The following is a 17,022-nucleotide window of genomic DNA, read 5'->3' on the forward strand; positions in this document are numbered from 1 at the left end:
TTGATCATACTTTCAGCCGTTCGGACTTCCTGGGTAGCCGCTTCAGGGGAACTGTGACCGGCCCCACGCCTGTTCAATCGTCCTGAGGCCACTCGTTCTGCAGCCGGTAGACCCGCAGGGCGTTGTCCCGACCCGCCCAGCGGGCGATCCGCAGCGCGTCCGGCAGGGCCAGCTCGTCGGCGTCCACCCGCTCCTGGAGCAGCCCCGCGAGCCCCTGCCGGAAGGCGAGCGCCCCGAGGTGGTGGAACTCGGGCACACCGTAGGCGTCGGAGCTGTACAGCAGCTTGCGGAACGGTGTGATCTCCAGGGCCTCCGCGAGGACCGCACCGGCACGGGCGGGCCCGACGTGGTGGAGGGTGAGGCCGACGTCGAGGTAGACCTGCTCGAAGACCGCCGCCAGGTAGGCGGCCTGCCGCTGGTAGGGCCAGCAGTGCAGGAGCAGGACGGGGACCGTCCCGGCGGTGAGGTGCAGCCAGTCCGTGAGGTGGGTGGGGTCCACGCGGTGCAGCCGGATGTCGTTGTCGCCGAAACCGGTGTGCAGCTGGAGCGGCAGACCGAGGTCGACGGCGGTCCACAGCAGGTGCCGCATGAGGACCGGGTCGTCGAGACGGCCCCCTCTGCCGAGCCAGGACCGGGCCGCCTTGGTGACCTCCGCGTCCGACGGGCGGGCCGGGTCCAGATCGAAACCGGTGCGGTAGGCCGCAACCGACTTCACGGCCACCACGCCGGGCCGCCGCACCGCGTCCAGCGCGGCCGTGCGGAAGGCGTCCGCGTAGGTCTCGGGTTCGACGCCCGCGGCCCCCACCGACTCCGCGACGCCCTCCAGCCGCACGACTTCGTACGACGCCCCGCCCGCGGCCTCGGCGATGTCCCGGGGCGTGGTGATGCGGTCGGGGGCGTAGCCGGTGTCGACGCAGAAGACGTCCGTGCCCGTCGCGCGCAGGAAGCGGCGCTGCACCTCGCGCCAGCCGAGTTCCGTGCGGCGGGCGAGGTACTCCCCGGGGGGAGCGTGCCGGGGCAGGTCGAGCAGGGGCGCGCAGTGCCGGCGCACGGCCACGCCCACCGGGCTGTCGAAGGGCGAGGTGCCCGGCCAGGCCTCGCCCTCCGTGAGGAGCGACTCGAAGGCGTCCCGGCCGAGGTCGGCCGTGACGGTGCCGTGGCAGTGGTGGTCGACCAGCCGTACGGAGTCGAGCGCCTCGCGGACCGCGGTCATGTCAGTACGTCCAGCGGTACGCCGCCGCCACCCGGTCGTCGTCCAGACCGGCGACGGACGCCAGTTCCCCGAGGCGTACGGCGATCACCGCGTCGGCCAGGACCGGGCCGAGGGCCGCGCGCAGGGCCTCGTCCGCGCGGAACTCCTCGACGGCCTGCTCCAAAGACACCGGCAGCCGCCGCACGCCCCGGCCCGCCGCCTCGGCCTCGCCCAGGTGGGCCGGATCGCCGGTGGTCTCGTCGGGGAGGGCGGCGGACGAGGTCAGGCCGTCCAGCCCGGCGACGATCAGGGAGCCGATCGCGAGGTAGGGGTTGGCGGCCAGGTCGACGGGCTTGATCTCCAGGTTGGCGGCCCGGTCGCGCAGGCCCGCGGTGCCGGTGACGACGCGGAGCGCGGTCTCCCGGGTCTCGCGGCCCCAGGCGGTGAACACCCCGGCCCACTGGGAGGGCCTGAGCCGCAGGTAGCTGGCGGGGCTCGGGGCGGTGACGGCCGTGAGGGCGGGCAGGTGGGCGAGGATGCCGGCCGTCAACGATTCCGCCTCGGCGGTCATGCCGTACCGGCCGGCGCCGCCGGAGTGCAGGTTGACCCCGTCGCGCCAGGCGGACAGGTGGACGTGCCCGCCGTTCCCCACGCCCCGGCCCACGACGGCCGGGGCGAACGACACCCTCAGCCCGTGCCGCCCTGCCACCGCCCGGACGGTCTGCCGGACCAGCACGCTGAGGTCGGCCGCCGCCACCGGATCGACGGCACCCACCGAGATCTCGAACTGCCCGGCCGCGTACTCGGGATGCAGCTGTTCGACCTCGATGCCCTGGGCCGCGCACGCCGCCAGCACGTCGGCGGTGTAGTCACAGAGCTCGACCTGCCGGGTCGCCCCGTACGCCGGTCCGGTCGTCGCGGGCACGAACGCGTCGCCGGGGGCGTCGCCCCGGGCCACCGTCCACTCGACCTCGATGGCCGCCTTGAAGGTGAGGCCGTGCCGCTCGGCCGCCTCGGTGACGATCCGGCGCAGGAACGTGCGGGTGCAGCCGGGGTGCCGCTCGCCGTCCTGGGTGATCCGGTCCACCGGCGTCCAGGCCCAGCCGGGCTGCCCGGACAGGACGACGAGCCGCTCCAGAGCCGGGTACAGGCGCAGGTCGCCGTCGGGGGAGCCCAGGACGTCGGTGGTGACGATGGAGTCGTCCGCCAGGAACGTGTCGAACACCGGCGACATGCCGACGCCCCAGGCCGCGGCGGAGGAGAGCCGGGCCGTCGGGACGGTCTTCACCCGGCCGATGCCCGCGGTGTCGACGTAGGCCAGCACCACACCGTGCACACCCCGGCCGGCGAGCTCGCCGCTCAGCGCGGTGGCCCGCTCGACGTCGCCGGGACGGCCGCCGGGCACGGGATCGGCCAGGGTGGTCATGCGTCCTCCCGCGGTTTGCCGGACTTCTGCGACGAGGGCGGCGCCGTCAGGGCTTGACGGCCACCGCGCCGTACTGCGGTACCACGACGGCCGATCCGGGCTCGGCGCGCCACTGCCCGCACGACACCATGCCGGGTTCGAGCAGCTCCAGGCCCTCGAAGAACGCGGCGATGTCCGCGCCGCTGCGGGCCGTGATCGGGGGAGTGGCGTTCTCGTTCCAGAACTTCATGGCCGGGATCTGGCCCGCGCCGCCCAGCTCGTCGTCGAAGGTCGGGTGGGTGAGGACCAGGAAGCTGCCGGAGGGCACCGCGGCCATCACCCGGCGGACGATGTCCCGGGCCTTGTCGACGTCCAGGACGAAATTGAGGATGCCCAGCATCATCACGGCGACGGGTTCGGTGAGGTCGAGGGTGCGCCCGGCCCGTTCGACGATGGCGTCCGGGTCGTGCACATCGGCGTCGACGTAGTCGGTGACGCCGTCGGGGGTGCCGGTGAGCAGGGTGCGGGCGTGCACCAGCACGATCGGGTCGTTGTCGACGTAGACGACGCGCGAGTCGGGCGCCAGCCGCTGGGCGATCTCGTGGGTGTTGTCCGCCGTCGGCAGTCCCGTGCCGATGTCCAGGAACTGCCGTACTCCACGGTCACCGGCGAGGACCGACACGGCCCGGCCGAGGAAGTCCCGGTCCGCCCGGGCGATGTCCCGGATGATCGGGAACATGCCGGCGACGTGCTCGCCGACCCGCTGGTCGACCTCGTAGTTGTCCTTGCCGCCGATCCAGTAGTTCCACACGCGCGCGTTGTGCGCCACACCGGTGTTCAGTCTCGTGGACCCTCCCGAAGGGGTGTGGCCATCACTCACGACTCGTCCTCTCCTCGCACGCACGACCCAAGCCGGTCACCGCCGTCATTGTGCCGCTCCGGTGATCAGCTGTCCCGGGAATCGGCGGAGCGGGAACGGCGGTTGGCGCTGGAGAGGAGCTTGTCGGCGTGTCGGACGGCCTAGGTGGGGCTCGCTGCGGGCGACTTGCCGGCCAGGACGTCCTGCAGTCGCTGGGTGCCCTGCTGCACCGCCTGCTTGGTGGAGTCGTTCTCGTCCCCGTCGAGTCCGCCCGCCGTGACGGTGATCGCGTCGTCGCCGACCCGTACGGCGGCGACGTCCAGGGTCAGTGTGGCGTCGTCGCCGCCGGCCGAGCCCTGCACCGTCACGCGCAGGCCCTGCCGGGCGTCGCCCACCTTGGGCAGTGAGATCTCGATGACCTGGACGGTGCGCTTGTCCTTGCCGTCGGTCACGGTGAACTGGTCGCACTTCTCCGGCAGGGTCGCCATCCAGTTCAGGGAGTCCTGCGGATCGGTCCGGTCGTAGGAGGCGACCTGGTACAGCAGGCGGGAGTCGCCCTGCTCGAAGCCGCGCAACTCGGACGCGCCCGACGGCCTGCCCAGCAGATCGTCGTCGAACAGGGAGTCCATGAGCCGCTGGCAGTCGGAGGCCTGGGCCTTGGCGGTGAGGAAGTCGGAGACGTCGACGGTGCCGATGAGGAGGCTGTCGTGCCAGTTCTCCGCCTCCGTGTCCTTGACCTGAGTCCAGTCGTCCTCGATGTCCGCCTCGGTGATCAGGGCCGTGCGCGCGCCGTCCGTGGAGAGGGTGGCGGTGGGGGAGGGCGTCTGCCGCATCTCGGCGACCTGGGACGCGGTGACGCCGGAGACCCGCGAACCGTCCGTGCCGGCGTCGTCCGAGCAGGCGGCGGTGGAGAGCAGCGTGCCTGCCGCCAGCGAAGAGGAGAGAACACGGACGAGCCTGGACGGACGACGGGTCATCGGGAGTGCCTCCTGAGAACGTGACGCGTGCCCTCAGCGCACCACCGCCCTTGGCGGTCCACCACCGGCGTCGGACCGTTCGGGTGAGCACCTGGCCGCCGCTCGGGGCACACCTGCGGGGCCCTGGCGCCAGGCCTTGCGCGCGCTGTTCAATGAAGCTGCACAGCGTGCACCGTTTTCCCGACCGAGCAGAGGAGCCGCCCGTGTCTCCCGCCGTCGTGCCGCCCGTCGGCGCGCGCATCCGGCAGGCGCGCCTGGAGCGCGGGACGAGCCTGCGCGCGCTGGCCCGGGAGATCGGGGTGTCGGCGAGTCTCGTGTCGCAGATCGAGACCGGCAAGAGCCAGCCGTCCGTCAGCACGCTGTACGCGATCACCACGACGCTGGGGATCTCCGTGGAGTCGCTCTTCGACGCCCGGGAGGAGGCCGCGTCGATCCCGCCCGCCACGACCCGGCCCGCGGGCCCGCCCGCCGCGTCCCCCGCCACCGTGCCGCCCGCCGCGTCCCCCTCCACCGTGCCGCTCACGGCGTCCCCCGCCACCGTGCCGCTTGCCCTCGCGGCCCTCGCCGCCGAGTCGGGGCGGCGGATCGGGCCGCTGGTCGCCGCGGGCGGGCGCGAGACGCTGGAGCTGGACTCGGGGGTGGTGTGGGAGCGGCTCGGGCGGGTCCCGGGCGTGGACACCGACTTCCTGCTGGTGACGTACCGGCCCGGGGGATCGTCCTCCGGCTCGGGAGCGCTGATGCGGCACCCCGGCACCGAGTACGGCTATCTGACCTCCGGCGAGCTGATCCTCACCCTCGCCTTCGAGGAGTACACACTGCGGCCGGGCGATTCCGTCTGCTTCGAGTCGACGACCCCCCACCGCTACCGCAACGATGGAGAGGTACCCGCGATGGGCGTCTGGTTCGTGTCCGGCGATGTTCAGTGACGCTTGACACCCATCGCCCACGGGCGTTCACTCCGAAGTGGGGGTGGTCGCCATGGCGATCCGCACATACGGCCCCAACGCCGTCGACTGGGAAGAGCGCATCGACCTGGACCGGCTGCGTGGACAGCGGCTGGCCCGGCTGCACGCATCACTGAACCGCTCCGAGCTCGGCGCGGTGCTCAGCTTCGACTTCGCCAACATCCGCTACATGACGGCCACCCACATCGGCACCTGGGCGATGGACAAACTGATCCGCTTCGCCCTGCTGGTGCGCGACGGCGAACCGGTCGTCTGGGACTTCGGCTCCGCCGCCCGCCACCACCAGCTGTACAACCCCTGGCTCGACTACGGCGACGGCGAGGGCGGCCCGCCCACCGGCGCCCGGGCCGGCATCTCCACCCTGCGCGGCGCCTTCCACCCGGACGCCGGGATCGCCGAGGACGTGGCGGCCAAGATCGCCGCCGAGCTGCGCGACCACGGGCTCGCGGGCGAACCCCTCGGCGTCGACGTCGCCGAGATGCCGGTCCTTTCCGCGCTGCGCGCCGAGGGCGTCGACGTCGTCGACGGACAGCAGGTGTTCCTGGAGGCCCGGCGCATCAAGACCGGCGACGAGATCGCCCTGCTCACCCAGGCCTGCGCCATGGTCGACGCGGCCTACGAGGAGCTGTACGGGTACCTGCGCCCGGGGGTGCGCGAGAACGAGTGCGTCGGCGTGGTCAGCAAGGTGCTGTACGACCTCGGCAGCGAGTACGTCGAAGGGGTCAACGCCATCTCGGGCGAACGCTGTTCGCCGCATCCGCACGTCTACAGCGACCGTCTGATCCGCCCCGGCGACCCCGCCTTCTTCGACATCCTGCACAGCCACCTCGGCTACCGCACCTGCTACTACCGGACGTTCGCCGTGGGCAGCGCGTCGCGGGCGCAGCGGGACGCGTACGTGCGCTGCCGGGAGTACATGGACGAGGCGATCGCCCTGGTCCGGCCGGGTGCCACCACCGCCGACATCGTGCGGGTCTGGCCGCGCGCCGAGGAGTTCGGCTTCGCCGACGAGACCGCCGCCTTCGCCCTCCAGTACGGCCACGGCGTCGGCCTGTCGATCTGGGAGAAGCCGATCTTCAGCCGGCTGGTCTCCCTCGACCACCCCGAAGTCCTGCAGGAGGGCATGGTGTTCGCCCTGGAGACGTACTGGCCGGCCGCCGACGGCTGGTCCGCCGCCCGGATCGAGGAGGAACTGGTCGTCACCGCCGAGGGCTGCGAGGTCATCACCAAGTTCCCCGCCGAGGAACTGCTGGTGGCCGGGCGCAAGTACTGGACTGTGGGCGGCGAACTGAACACCCGCCGCGAGGCCCAGTCCCACCTCAACACCAAAGACGGCGTGCGGGCAACGACTCGGGACCGCTCACCCGCGGACACCGGGGACCGCTCCCGCGCGGACACCGGGGACCGCTCCCGCGCGGTGACCGGGGACCGCTCATCCGCGCACACGTCGGACCGCCGGCGGACGAGCCACGAGGACCGCTGATGGACGCCACCGCGCTCCTCGACCGGTACGAGCGGATGAACGTCATCCGCCGGACGGAGAAGGCCGCCCACGACCTGTTCCTGCAGGGGCTGGTGAAGGGCACCACGCACCTGGCCGCCGGGCAGGAGGCGATCGCTGTGGGCGCGAGCGCCGCCCTGCGCCCGGACGACTATGTGTTCGCCACCTATAGGGGCCACCACCACGCCCTCGCCCGGGGCGCCACGCCCGAGGAGTGCCTCGCGGAGCTGATGAGCCGGGCGACCGGGCTGTGTCGGGCCAAGGGCGGCTCCATGCACCTGACCAAGGCGGCCACCGGCATGCTCGGTTCGTACGCCATCGTCGGCGCCCATCTGCCGATGGCGGTGGGCGCTGCCTGGTCGGCCCGGCTGCGCGGCACCGAGCAGCTCGCGGTCGCCTTCTTCGGCGACGGCGCGACCAACATCGGCGCCTTCCACGAGTCCCTCAACCTGGCCGCCGTGTGGAAGCTGCCGGTGCTGTTCGTGTGCGAGAACAACCTCTACATGGAGTACACACCGATCGCCGACGTCACGGCCGTGCCCCGCCCCGCCGCCGACCGGGCCCCCGCCCACGGCATCCCGGGCGAGGTCGTCGACGGAAACGACGTCGTGGCGGTCGAGGAGGCGGTGGGGCGGCTGGCACGGCGGGCCCGGGCCGGAGAGGGACCGGCCGTGCTGGAGGCCGAGACCTACCGCCACTTCGGGCACAGTCGCGCCGACCCGGCGGCCTACCGCCCGGCCGAGGAGGTCGAACGCTGGCTCAAGCACGACCCGTTGGACCTCGCGCGGGGGCGCCTGGCCGAGCTCGGGGTGGGCGAGGAGACGGTCGCCGGGGCCGACGGGCGGGCCCGGGCCGTGGTGGAGCGGGCCGTGGAGGCGGCGAAGGCCGCGCCGCCGCCCGATCCGCGTGAGGCACTGACCGACGTGTGGGCGGACGGAGGTGCCGCATGGCGGACGTGATCACCTACCGGGACGCCGTCGCCGAGGGCATCGCCCGCGAGATGCGGCGGGACGCGTCGGTGGTGTGCCTCGGGGAGGACATCGGCGCGGCCGGAGGAGTGTTCAAGACGACCACGGGGCTGCTGGAGGAGTTCGGACCCGAGCGCGTGTGGGACACGCCCATCTCCGAACAGGCCATCGTGGGCGCGGCGATGGGCGCCGCCATGACCGGGATGCGGCCCGTGGCGGAGATCATGTTCTCCGACTTCCTGGCCTGCTGCTGGGACTACCTCGCCAACGAGATCCCCAAGGTCCGCTACATGACCGGCGGCCAGGTGACCGTGCCCCTCGTCGTGCGCACCGCCAACGGCGGCGGACTCGGCTTCGGCGCGCAGCACTCCCAGGCCACCGAGAACTGGGCCCTGGCCGTCCCCGGGCTCAAGGTCGCGGCGCCGGCGACACCCGCCGACGTCATCGGCATGTTGGCGGCCGCGATCCGCAGCGACGACCCGGTGGTCTTCTTCGAGCACAAGGGACTGCTCGCGACCAAGGGCCCGCCGCCCCCGCCCGATCACGTCGTCGAGCTGGGCCGGGCCGCGGTCGTCCGCGAGGGTGGCGACATCACGCTCGTCGCGTTGGCGTCGATGGTTCCCCTGGCTTTGAAGGCCGCCGAGGTCCTGGCCGGGGAGGGCGTCGAGGCCGAGGTGGTCGACCTGCGTTGCCTGGTCCCGCTCGACGCCGCGACCGTCCTCGCCTCGCTGCGCAGGACCTCCCGGCTCGTCACCGTCGAGGAGAACCCGTACCAGGGCGGCTGGGGCGCCACCGTCGTCTCGGTCGTCGCCGACGAGGGATTCGGGCTGCTGGACGCGCCGGTGCGGCGGGTGGCGGGGGAGTGCGTCCCGCTGCCGTTCGCCGACGCGCTGGAGGAACAGGTCGTCCCGACCGTCGACAAGGTCGTCACGGAGGTTCGCCGACTCGCCGCCTACTGAGCCGCCCACCCGCCACCGCACACCCCATGGGAGGAAACGCGATGACCACCAGGACACTGCTGCGCTCCGGTCACGTGATCTCGATGGACCCGGGCATCGGCGACCTGCCCCAGGGGGACGTCCTCGTCGAGGACGGCAGGATCGCAGCCGTCGAACCCGAGATCAGCGCCGACGCCGACGTCCTCGACATGAGCGGCCGCATCGTGATCCCCGGCTTCGTCGACACCCACCGCCACACCTGGGAGGCCCCCATCCGGGGAGTCGCCCCCGACGCCACCCTCGACGACTACTTCGTCGACATCCTCGACACCTTCGCGCCCCTGTACACCCCGCAGGACGTGTACGCCGGCAACCTCGCGGGCGCGCTGGAGTGCCTCAACGCGGGCATCACCACGCTCGTCGACTGGTCGCACATCAACAACACCCCCGAGCACCCGGACGCGGCGATCCAGGGTCTGAGGGAGTCCGGCATCAGGGCGCAGTACGCGTACGGCAGCGCCAACACATCCCTCGCCGAGTACTGGTTCGAGAGCCGCATCGCGATCCCCGCGGACGACGTACGGCGGATCCGGTCGACGCACTTCGCGTCCGACGACGGCCTGCTGACCATGGGCCTCGCCACCCGCGGCCCGGGATTCTGCGTCGACGAGGTCGTCACCGCCGAGTGGGCGATGGCGAGGGAGCTGGGCCTGCCGATCACCGTGCACGTGGCCATGGGGCGCCTCGCCGGCCGCTTCGGCATGGTCAGGCAGCTCCACGGCCTGGGACTGCTCGGCCCGGACACCACCTACGTCCACAGCTGCCACCTCAGCGAGGAGGAGTGGCGGATGGTCGCCGACAGCGGCGGCACGGTGTCGGTCGCGCCTCAGGTGGAGCTCCAGATGGGGCACGGCTGGCCGCCCGTGATGCAGGCCATCGAGCACGGCCTTCGCCCCGCGCTCAGCATCGACGTCGTCACCACCGTGCCCGGCGACATGTTCACCCAGATCCGCGCGGCCTTCGGCGCCGAACGTGCCCGCGTCAACGCCGACTGCTGGCAGGCGAACATGCCTGTTCCGAGCACCATGCTGACAGCGCGTCAGATGCTGGAGACCGCCACCGTCAACGGCGCCCACGTCGCCGGTCTCGAGGACCGTACCGGCTCCCTGACGCCCGGCAAGCGCGCCGACATCGTCGCTGTCGACGCCACCGCTCCCAATGTCGCGCCGGTGCACGACGCGGTGGCCGCGGTGACGCTGTGCGCCGACGTCTCCAACGTGGACACCGTCCTCGTCGACGGCGTGATCCACAAGCGCGACGGCCGGCTCCTCGGTGACACCGCCCGCGCCCTGCGGCTCGTCGGCGAGTCCCGCGACCGGCTCCTCGCGGCGAAGGAGGCCAAGGGGGCGAAGACTCCGGCATGACCCATCACCTGGTGTGCCACGCCGCCGCCCTGCCCGAGCCGCCCTTCGACGGCCACGGGCACCGGCGCCGGGCACTGGTCGGCGAGGACGACGGCAGCGTCCACACGGGTTTCGGGCTGTGCGAGCTGCTCCCGGACGGCCGGCTGCCCGCACATGTGCACTCGTACGAGGAGAGCTTCCACCTCCTCGACGGCGCCGTGATCCTCGACCTGCCCCAGGGTTCGTATCTGCTGGAGAAGGGGGACTACGGCCTGCTGCCGACCGGCGTGCCGCACGCCTGGCGCGGGGCCGGGGGCACCGGCGGCCGCTGGGCGGACATGCTGGCCCCCGTGCCGCGCGCCCGCTACGGGCACGACACCCTGGCCGTGCCGGACCTGCCCGCGTGTGAGCCGGTCCGGGTGGACGTGCGCGACCCGCGCACCCGCGGCTTCGGCCGGTTCGAGCCCGGTCAGATGGATCCCGGCAGGCAGTCCCAGGACCTGCTGGCCGTCACGGCGAGCATGCGGACCGCGCTGCTGGTCTACAGCGGGATCACGGTGAAGATGATGATCGACGGCGATCTGGGCGCGGTCGCCTCGACCATGTTCATGGTGCAGTACGCGTCCGACGGGGTCATCGGCACCCACGACCACCCCTTCGAGGAGACGTATCTGATCCTGGAGGGCGTCGCGGAGGCCACCCTCGACGGCGAGCGGTACCGGCTGGAGCCCGGCGATGTGGCCTGGGCCGGCGCCGGATGTGTGCACGGGTTCGTCAACGCCGGGCGCGGCCCGCTGCGCTGGCTGGAGACACAGGCGCCGCAACCGCCGTCACGGCACTCGTACCGGTTCACGCGGGACTGGGACTACCTGCGCGCGGCACTGGAGGAGAAGTCATGAGCAGTGTGCTCGTCGTCGGCGGCACGTCCGGGATCGGGCTCGAGTTCGCCCGGTCGCGCGCCGGAAACGGAGACGACGTGGTTCTCACCGGCCGCGACACCCAGCGGGCCGAAGCGGTCGCGAAGGAGTTCGGCGCCCGCGGCCTCGCCCTGGACCTGGCACGGCCGCTGGAGATCGCGGCGGCCCTGGCCGGTATGGGGCGCGTCGACCATCTGGTGATCGCGGGCGTTTCCCGGGACGACAACAAGGTGACCGACTACGACATCGACGCCGCCCTGCGCCTGGTCACCCTCAAACTCGTCGGCTACACGGAGGTCGTGCACACGCTGCGCGGCCGCCTGCACGACGACAGCGCCATCGTGCTGTTCGGCGGCCAGGCCAAGGAACGCCCCTACCCGGGCGCGACGACGGTGGCGACGGTCAACGCGGGGGTGCGGGGCCTGATGAACTCCCTCGCCGTCGAGCTCGCTCCCGTCCGGGTCAACGCCGTGCATCCCGGTGTCGTGGGCGACAGCCCGTACTGGCAGGCCAAGCCGGAGAAGGTGCTGGCCACGCTGCGCACCGAGACACCCACCGGGCGGCTTGCCGAGATGGCCGACGTGGTGGACGCGGTGGACTTCCTGCTGCGCAACCGGTCGGTGAACGCGGTGGAACTGACGGTGGACGGGGGTTGGTTGCTGGGGTGAGCCGACGGCTAGGGGGAAGGTGAGAGGCGGTCTGCCGGACGGGAAGCCGGCGGCCGGTCGGAAGGAAGGGCGGCTGTCGTGAGGTGGCCGGTCAGCCGGTGTGGCGCAGTACGTCCTGCGCGACCTCCTTGTCCACCGCCGCCCGCACCAACGCGGCGGCGAGGACGGCCGGGCCGGTGTCCCCGGCCAGTTCGGTGAGGCGCTCCGGATCCCGGGGCAGGTTCAGCCGTTCGGCGCCCTGGAGGGCCTTGGCGTCCAGGTAGGGGGCCGCCTCCGGCCAGACGCCCTGCGCCTCGCGCAGAAAGATGTCGGCACCGGCGGGCCCGATTCCGGGGAACTCCTGGAGGAGGCCGTGCAGTTCCGGGACCCTGCCGTCCGCCTCCCGGCGCAGCCGCCGCAGGTCTCCGCCCCACCGTCCGGTCAGCAGCTCGGCGGCGTCACCGAGCTGGGTGGCCGTACGTTCGTCGTAGCGCCGGTAACCGCCCCGGCCCAGCGCGTCGACCCGTTCCTGCCAGGAGGCCCGCGCCATACGCCGCGGATCGCGCAGCCCCGCCTCGTGCAGCGCACGGGCGGTGGCGAGCGCGATCGAACCGCGGATGCGGGCACTGAGCAGATGGGACAGCACCAGCAGCCGGTACAGCGGCTGCGGCGTGTCCTTCAGCCCGATGCCCGCCTCCTCGGCGTACGTCCGGCCGTGCGCGCCGACGAGTTCCCGCACGACGCGCTCCGGGCGGTCCACGGACTAGCCCTTCAGCGGATCGTGCCCGACGGTCATCAGCCGGTGCCTGCGGCGGGTGTCCTCGGCCGTCACCTCGGGCTCGGGCTCGTTCTCGAGGTCCACCTCGTCGGCGACCTTGTCCACGACCCTCCGCATCACGCGCAGGTCGTCCTCGGTCAGATCGGTGCGCCGCTTCTGGAGGATGGCCAGGACGTGCTGCCCGGTGGCCGGGCCCGCCTGGTCCGGCAGCGGCTCGGTGGCCTCGTCGGCGTCGCGGACCCGCAGCCACGCCGCGAGTTCCTGCGAGGTCATGTTCACCACGCGGTGGAAGTCCTCCCACAGCGCGTCGAGTTCGAGGGCGTCGGTCATCGCCTGCCCCTTTCCGTACGTGGGTGTTCTGCGCCGGTCCGCCCGCGTGTCAGCGGGGGAAGTTCTCGGCGTCGAACATCCACCGCTGCTTCTCCAGCTCCGCGGTGATGCTGATCAGCAGGTCCTGGGTGACCGGGTCCGCCTTCTCGGTCGCGTCGATGCGTTCGCGCAGCCGGGCGACCGCGTCCTGCAGCGCCTCCACCATCACCTGCACGGCGTCCGAGTCGCGCACCCAGCCCTCCTGCGGGGCGGGCAGCGTGAAGGCCTTGGCGACGGTCTCCGGCCGGCCGTCCGGCGGGACGCCCAGCGCCGCGGACCGCTCCGCGACCGTGTCAGCGAAGTCCCGGGCTGCCGTGACCACCTCGTCGAGCTGGAGGTGGATGGACCGGAATCGCGGTCCGACGATGTTCCAGTGCGCCTGCTTCCCGACCAGCGAGAGCCCGAGCAGATCCACCAAGGTGTCCTGAAGTGCCTCGCAGGCGACCTTTCGGGCGTCGTCGGGCAGGGTGCTCCTCACAGTCGTCATGGGGCGCTTCTCCTCTTCGCGTCGTTCCTGTGCGTCCGGAGCAGTGCGTCGCGCTCCTCCTCGACGGTGCCGCCCCACACGCCCGCGGCCTGGCCGCTGCTCAGCGCGAAGTGCAGGCACGGGTCCGTCACCGGGCAGCGCGCGCAGACCCGCTTCGCGGCGCTCACGTCGCGCAGGGCGGGACCGGCGGTGCCGACGGGAAAGAACAGCTCGGGGTCCTCGTCCACGCAGGCGGCGCTCCGCAACCACTCCATGAACGCGCGGGTGCCCCGGACGCTCTGGTGCAAACGCGACGCATGGGCATCGCATGACCTGCGATACGACTGCGGAGTACCCCTGGAGGCGGAGAATCTTCACAGGTGGCCGAGCGAGGGTCTATAGTTCGAAACTAGCAGTGCTAATTAATGCGCGTTGATGCGCGGAGTGAGGAGCCCTACGTGCGTCCCGTCCACTTCGCGGCCGCCCGCCGCACCCCCATCGGCAAGCTGCGGGGATCCCTCTCATCGGTCCGCCCCGACGACCTCGCCGCGACCGTGGTCCGCGCCCTGGTCACCGGCGTGCCCGCGCTGGACCCGGCCCGTATCGACGACGTCTACTGGGGCGCCGCCAACCAGGCGGGCGAGGACAACCGCAACGTCGCCCGCATGGCCGCGCTGCTCGCCGGCCTCCCGGACTCCGTGCCCGGCGCCACCGTCAACCGCCTCTGCGCGTCGGGTCTGGAAGCCGTCACCACGGCCGCCCGCACCATCGCCGCGGGCGAGGCCGACGTCGTGATCGCGGGCGGCTCCGAGTCGATGAGCCGCGCCCCGTTCGTCCTTCCCCGCCCCGACGAGGCCCTGCCGCACCGTATGGAGACCGCCGACACCCGCCTCGGCTGGCGCCTGGTCAACCCGGCGATGCGCGAGCTGCACGGCCTGCTGGCCATGGGTGAGACGGCCGAGGAGGTCGCCGCGCGCTACGGCATCCCGCGCGAACGCCAGGACGACTTCGCCCTGCGCAGCCACCAGCGCGCCGCCCTGGCCCGCAAGAACGGCCACTTCGACGATGAACTCCTCCCCGTGGAGCGCCCCGACGGCGTGGTCGTCGACACCGACGAATGCGTCCGCGAGGACACCTCGTACGAGAAGCTGTCCCGGCTCAGGCCGGTCTTCCGCGACGGCGGCACGGTCACCGCGGGCAACGCCTCGCCGATGAACGACGGCGCCGCCGGCCTCCTCCTCGTCAGCGAGGACGCCCTGAACGACCTGGGCCTTGAATCCCTGGGCCGCTACGTCGCCGGAGCCTCCGCCGGTGTCCACCCCGACATCATGGGCATCGGCCCCGTCCCCGCCACCCGCAAGGTGCTGGCCCGCTCCGGCTGGAGCGTCGGCGACCTGGAGGAGGCCGAGTTCAACGAGGCCTTCGCCGCACAGGCACTGGCCTGCGTCGACCAGCTCGGCATCGACCCGGAGCTGGTCAACCCGAGCGGCGGCGCCATCGCGCTGGGCCACCCCCTGGGCTGCTCCGGAGCCCGCATCCTGACGACGCTGCTGCACCGGATGCGGCGTACGGGAGCGGGGCGGGGACTGGCCACGATGTGCGTCGGGGTGGGCCAGGGGAGCGCGGTCCTCGTCGAGCGGCCGTAACAGCAGGCCGACGCTCCTCGCGGCAGTCGCGGCTTCCTTGCGGCAGTCGCACCTTCACCGCGGCAGTCGCGCCTTCCTTGCGGCAGTCGAAAAACGCCCTGGCGGCACCGGCGGGGCCCATCAGGCGAGACAGCGCTTACGAGCACCGGTTCGTTGCACATAGCATCAGTGTTCGCATGAACACCATGACGCTCTGGCACATCACCGGCTGGGAGTTCGCCGCCCTCGCCTTCGCGGCCCTGCTCGTCGGCTTCTCGAAGACCGCCGTGAGCGGGGCCAACACGGTCAGCCTCGCCGTCTTCGCGGCGGTGCTCCCCGCCCGCGCCTCCACCGGTGTGCTGCTGCCCATCCTGATCGCCGGCGATCTCCTCGCCGTCGCGACCTACCGGCGGCACGCCCACTGGCCCACGCTGTGGCGGCTGTTCCCCGCGGTCGCCGCGGGCGTGGTCGTCGGCACGGTGTTCCTGCTCTGGGCGGACGACGCGATCGTACGGACCTCCATCGGCGCGATCCTGCTGCTGATGGCGGCCGTGACGGTGTGGCGTCGGCGTACGGCCGACAAGGAGGAGGAGCCGGAGTCGGTCACCACCCGCTCGGGCCGCCTCAAGGCCCGCTCCTACGGCGTCCTCGGCGGTTTCACCACCATGGTCGCCAACGCGGGCGGCCCCGTGATGTCGATGTACCTGCTCTCCGCGGGCTTCCGCAAGCTCGGCTTCCTCGGCACCTCGGCCTTCTTCTTCCTGATCGTCAACGTCTCCAAGCTGCCCTTCAGCGCGGGCCTCGGCCTGATCGACGGCCACTCGCTCCTCCTCGACCTGGCGCTCGTGGCGTTCGTCGTGCCCGGCGCCCTGTTCGGCAAGTGGGCCGTGCACCGGATCAACCAGCGGCTGTTCGAGCGGCTCGTCATCGCGGCGACGATCGTGGGCGGTCTGCAGCTACTGCTGCGCTGACTCCCGCAGCAGCGCCGAAAGCTCCGCGACGGAGTCGATCACGTGGTCGGGCGTGCCGTCGGCCGCCCGCAGCGTCTCCTCCTGGAACTTCCCGGTCCGCACGAGCACCCCGGTGAGCCCGGCCCGCTGCGCCGCGAGCACGTCGGACTCGACGTCGTCGCCGACCATCAGCGCCTCCTGCGCGCCGACGCCCAGCCGGGCGAGCGCGGATGCGAAGAACGCCCGCGCCGGCTTGCCGGTGATCTCGGCCTCCACCCGCGCGGCCCGCTCCAGCCCGGCCAGGAACGCCCCGGAGTCCAGCCGCAGCCCCTCGGCCGTACGCCAGTACAGGTTCCGGTGCATCGCCACCAGCCGGGCCCCGCGCTGCAGATGCCCGAAGGCCCGGTCGAGCGCCGCGTAGCCGAACTCGGGACCGGCACCACCGACCAGCACGACATCCGGCACGCTGCCGGTGTCGCCCGCCTCGACGACGGTGACACCCTCCAGGTCCTCCGCGATGTCGCCGCTGTTCAGCAGCGCGCACCGGGCACCGGGACAGTGCTCGGCCAGGTACGCGGCGGTGGCGGCCGGTGCCGTCAGGATGTCCTCGGCAGCCACCGGGAACCCCGCCTGTGCCAGCGTCCCGGCGATCGACGCTCTGGTACGGGAGGTGGTGTTGGTGACCAGCAGGACGCCGAGCCCGGCCTCACGGATCTCCCGCAACGCCTCGACGGCCCCGGGCAACGGCCGCCACGAGACGGTGAGCACCCCGTCGATGTCCACGAGCACGGCACGCACGGACTCCATGGCAGGACGATAACGACCGGGGGCCGGGCGCGCCGCTCGAACCTGTCGCGCAGCTCCGGTGGGATCCGCGCAGGCCGACGGCCCCGGACCTGCCGTCCCGCCGGCGCTTCCCGGGCACCCGGCCGGGCGCCCGCCGCGCCGCTCGAACCTACGCGCAACCTCCGGCGGGATCCGCGCAGGCCGACGGCCCCGGACCTGCCGTCCCGCCGGCGCTTCCCGGGCACCCGGCCGGGCGCCCGCCGCGCCGCTCGAACC

At 72.6% G+C, this 17,022-nt stretch carries 18 protein-coding genes; 9 read left to right on the top strand and 9 right to left on the bottom strand.

Annotated features, from left to right (window positions below; all coding sequences use genetic code 11):
- Positions 1-73: 73 nt before the first annotated feature.
- From FDO69_RS15500 to FDO69_RS15515, 4 genes are all read right to left on the bottom strand, one after another.
- The gene (locus tag FDO69_RS15500; protein ID WP_104780409.1) at positions 74-1,213 is read right to left on the bottom strand and encodes an amidohydrolase family protein; all 1,140 of its coding nucleotides are present in this window, start codon (positions 1,211-1,213) and stop codon (positions 74-76) included.
- A gap of 1 nt (position 1,214) precedes the next feature.
- Positions 1,215-2,618, bottom strand: a complete 1,404-nt coding sequence (locus FDO69_RS15505) for a type I glutamate--ammonia ligase (RefSeq protein ID WP_104780410.1) — start codon at positions 2,616-2,618, stop codon at positions 1,215-1,217.
- Positions 2,619-2,664: 46 nt separating this feature from the next.
- Positions 2,665-3,477: an SAM-dependent methyltransferase gene (locus FDO69_RS15510; RefSeq protein WP_104780411.1), complete on the bottom strand. Its 813-nt coding sequence runs from the start codon at positions 3,475-3,477 to the stop codon at positions 2,665-2,667.
- A 140-nt stretch (positions 3,478-3,617) separates the two neighbouring features.
- Positions 3,618-4,433, bottom strand: coding sequence for a hypothetical protein (locus tag FDO69_RS15515; RefSeq protein ID WP_104780412.1), 816 nt, complete (start codon positions 4,431-4,433; stop codon positions 3,618-3,620).
- A gap of 203 nt (positions 4,434-4,636) precedes the next feature.
- On the opposite strand from FDO69_RS15515, the gene FDO69_RS15520 reads away from it, so the two are divergent.
- The 7 genes from FDO69_RS15520 to FDO69_RS15550 are packed head-to-tail and all read left to right on the top strand — an operon-like array spanning position 4,637 to position 11,793.
- Positions 4,637-5,359, top strand: a complete 723-nt coding sequence (locus FDO69_RS15520) for a helix-turn-helix domain-containing protein (protein WP_104780413.1) — start codon at positions 4,637-4,639, stop codon at positions 5,357-5,359.
- Positions 5,360-5,411: 52 nt separating this feature from the next.
- Positions 5,412-6,881, top strand: a complete 1,470-nt coding sequence (locus FDO69_RS15525; RefSeq protein ID WP_234387945.1) for a M24 family metallopeptidase — start codon at positions 5,412-5,414, stop codon at positions 6,879-6,881.
- Positions 6,881-7,858, top strand: coding sequence for a thiamine pyrophosphate-dependent dehydrogenase E1 component subunit alpha (locus tag FDO69_RS15530; RefSeq protein ID WP_104780414.1), 978 nt, complete (start codon positions 6,881-6,883; stop codon positions 7,856-7,858). The genes FDO69_RS15525 and FDO69_RS15530 overlap by 1 nt, the downstream gene beginning before the upstream one ends.
- The gene (locus tag FDO69_RS15535; protein ID WP_104780415.1) at positions 7,846-8,826 is read left to right on the top strand and encodes an alpha-ketoacid dehydrogenase subunit beta; all 981 of its coding nucleotides are present in this window, start codon (positions 7,846-7,848) and stop codon (positions 8,824-8,826) included. Before FDO69_RS15530 ends, FDO69_RS15535 begins: the two co-directional genes overlap by 13 nt.
- 41 nt (positions 8,827-8,867) lie before the next feature.
- Positions 8,868-10,229, top strand: coding sequence for an amidohydrolase family protein (locus FDO69_RS15540; protein WP_104780416.1), 1,362 nt, complete (start codon positions 8,868-8,870; stop codon positions 10,227-10,229).
- Positions 10,226-11,107 carry a cupin domain-containing protein gene (locus tag FDO69_RS15545; RefSeq protein ID WP_104780417.1) on the top strand — a complete coding sequence of 294 codons (882 nt, stop codon included), beginning with the start codon at positions 10,226-10,228 and terminating at the stop codon, positions 11,105-11,107. Before FDO69_RS15540 ends, FDO69_RS15545 begins: the two co-directional genes overlap by 4 nt.
- Positions 11,104-11,793, top strand: coding sequence for an SDR family oxidoreductase (locus FDO69_RS15550; RefSeq protein WP_104780418.1), 690 nt, complete (start codon positions 11,104-11,106; stop codon positions 11,791-11,793). The genes FDO69_RS15545 and FDO69_RS15550 overlap by 4 nt, the downstream gene beginning before the upstream one ends.
- A 91-nt stretch (positions 11,794-11,884) precedes the next feature.
- Here the strand turns inward: FDO69_RS15550 and FDO69_RS15555 are convergent, their stop codons facing one another.
- The 4 genes from FDO69_RS15555 to FDO69_RS15570 are packed head-to-tail and all read right to left on the bottom strand — an operon-like array spanning position 11,885 to position 13,660.
- On the bottom strand, positions 11,885-12,532 hold the full coding sequence (locus FDO69_RS15555) for an HhH-GDP family DNA glycosylase (RefSeq protein WP_104780419.1): 648 nt from the start codon (positions 12,530-12,532) through the stop codon (positions 11,885-11,887).
- Between the two features lie 3 nt (positions 12,533-12,535).
- Positions 12,536-12,880: a DUF3140 domain-containing protein gene (locus tag FDO69_RS15560; protein ID WP_104780420.1), complete on the bottom strand. Its 345-nt coding sequence runs from the start codon at positions 12,878-12,880 to the stop codon at positions 12,536-12,538.
- Positions 12,881-12,929: 49 nt separating this feature from the next.
- On the bottom strand, positions 12,930-13,406 hold the full coding sequence (locus tag FDO69_RS15565; RefSeq protein WP_104780421.1) for a Dps family protein: 477 nt from the start codon (positions 13,404-13,406) through the stop codon (positions 12,930-12,932).
- A complete protein-coding gene (locus tag FDO69_RS15570; protein ID WP_104780562.1) occupies positions 13,403-13,660 on the bottom strand; it encodes a WhiB family transcriptional regulator in 258 nt (85 codons plus the stop codon). Before FDO69_RS15570 ends, FDO69_RS15565 begins: the two co-directional genes overlap by 4 nt.
- A 183-nt stretch (positions 13,661-13,843) precedes the next feature.
- Here FDO69_RS15570 and FDO69_RS15575 point away from each other — a divergent pair, with 183 nt between their 5' ends.
- Together FDO69_RS15575 and FDO69_RS15580 are read left to right on the top strand one after the other, a co-directional pair.
- On the top strand, positions 13,844-15,031 hold the full coding sequence (locus FDO69_RS15575) for a thiolase family protein (protein WP_104780422.1): 1,188 nt from the start codon (positions 13,844-13,846) through the stop codon (positions 15,029-15,031).
- A gap of 176 nt (positions 15,032-15,207) precedes the next feature.
- Positions 15,208-15,981 carry a sulfite exporter TauE/SafE family protein gene (locus FDO69_RS15580; RefSeq protein WP_104780423.1) on the top strand — a complete coding sequence of 258 codons (774 nt, stop codon included), beginning with the start codon at positions 15,208-15,210 and terminating at the stop codon, positions 15,979-15,981.
- On the opposite strand, the gene FDO69_RS15585 is transcribed toward FDO69_RS15580, so the two are convergent.
- Positions 15,967-16,767 (bottom strand): HAD-IIA family hydrolase, encoded by an 801-nt coding sequence (locus FDO69_RS15585; RefSeq protein WP_104780424.1) that lies wholly within the window; start codon positions 16,765-16,767, stop codon positions 15,967-15,969. The genes FDO69_RS15580 and FDO69_RS15585 overlap by 15 nt on opposite strands.
- Positions 16,768-17,022 lie beyond the last annotated feature (255 nt).

Origin of the sequence: Streptomyces tibetensis, from assembly GCF_007655005.1 — a bacterium.
Lineage (GTDB): Bacteria > Actinomycetota > Actinomycetes > Streptomycetales > Streptomycetaceae > Streptomyces > Streptomyces tibetensis.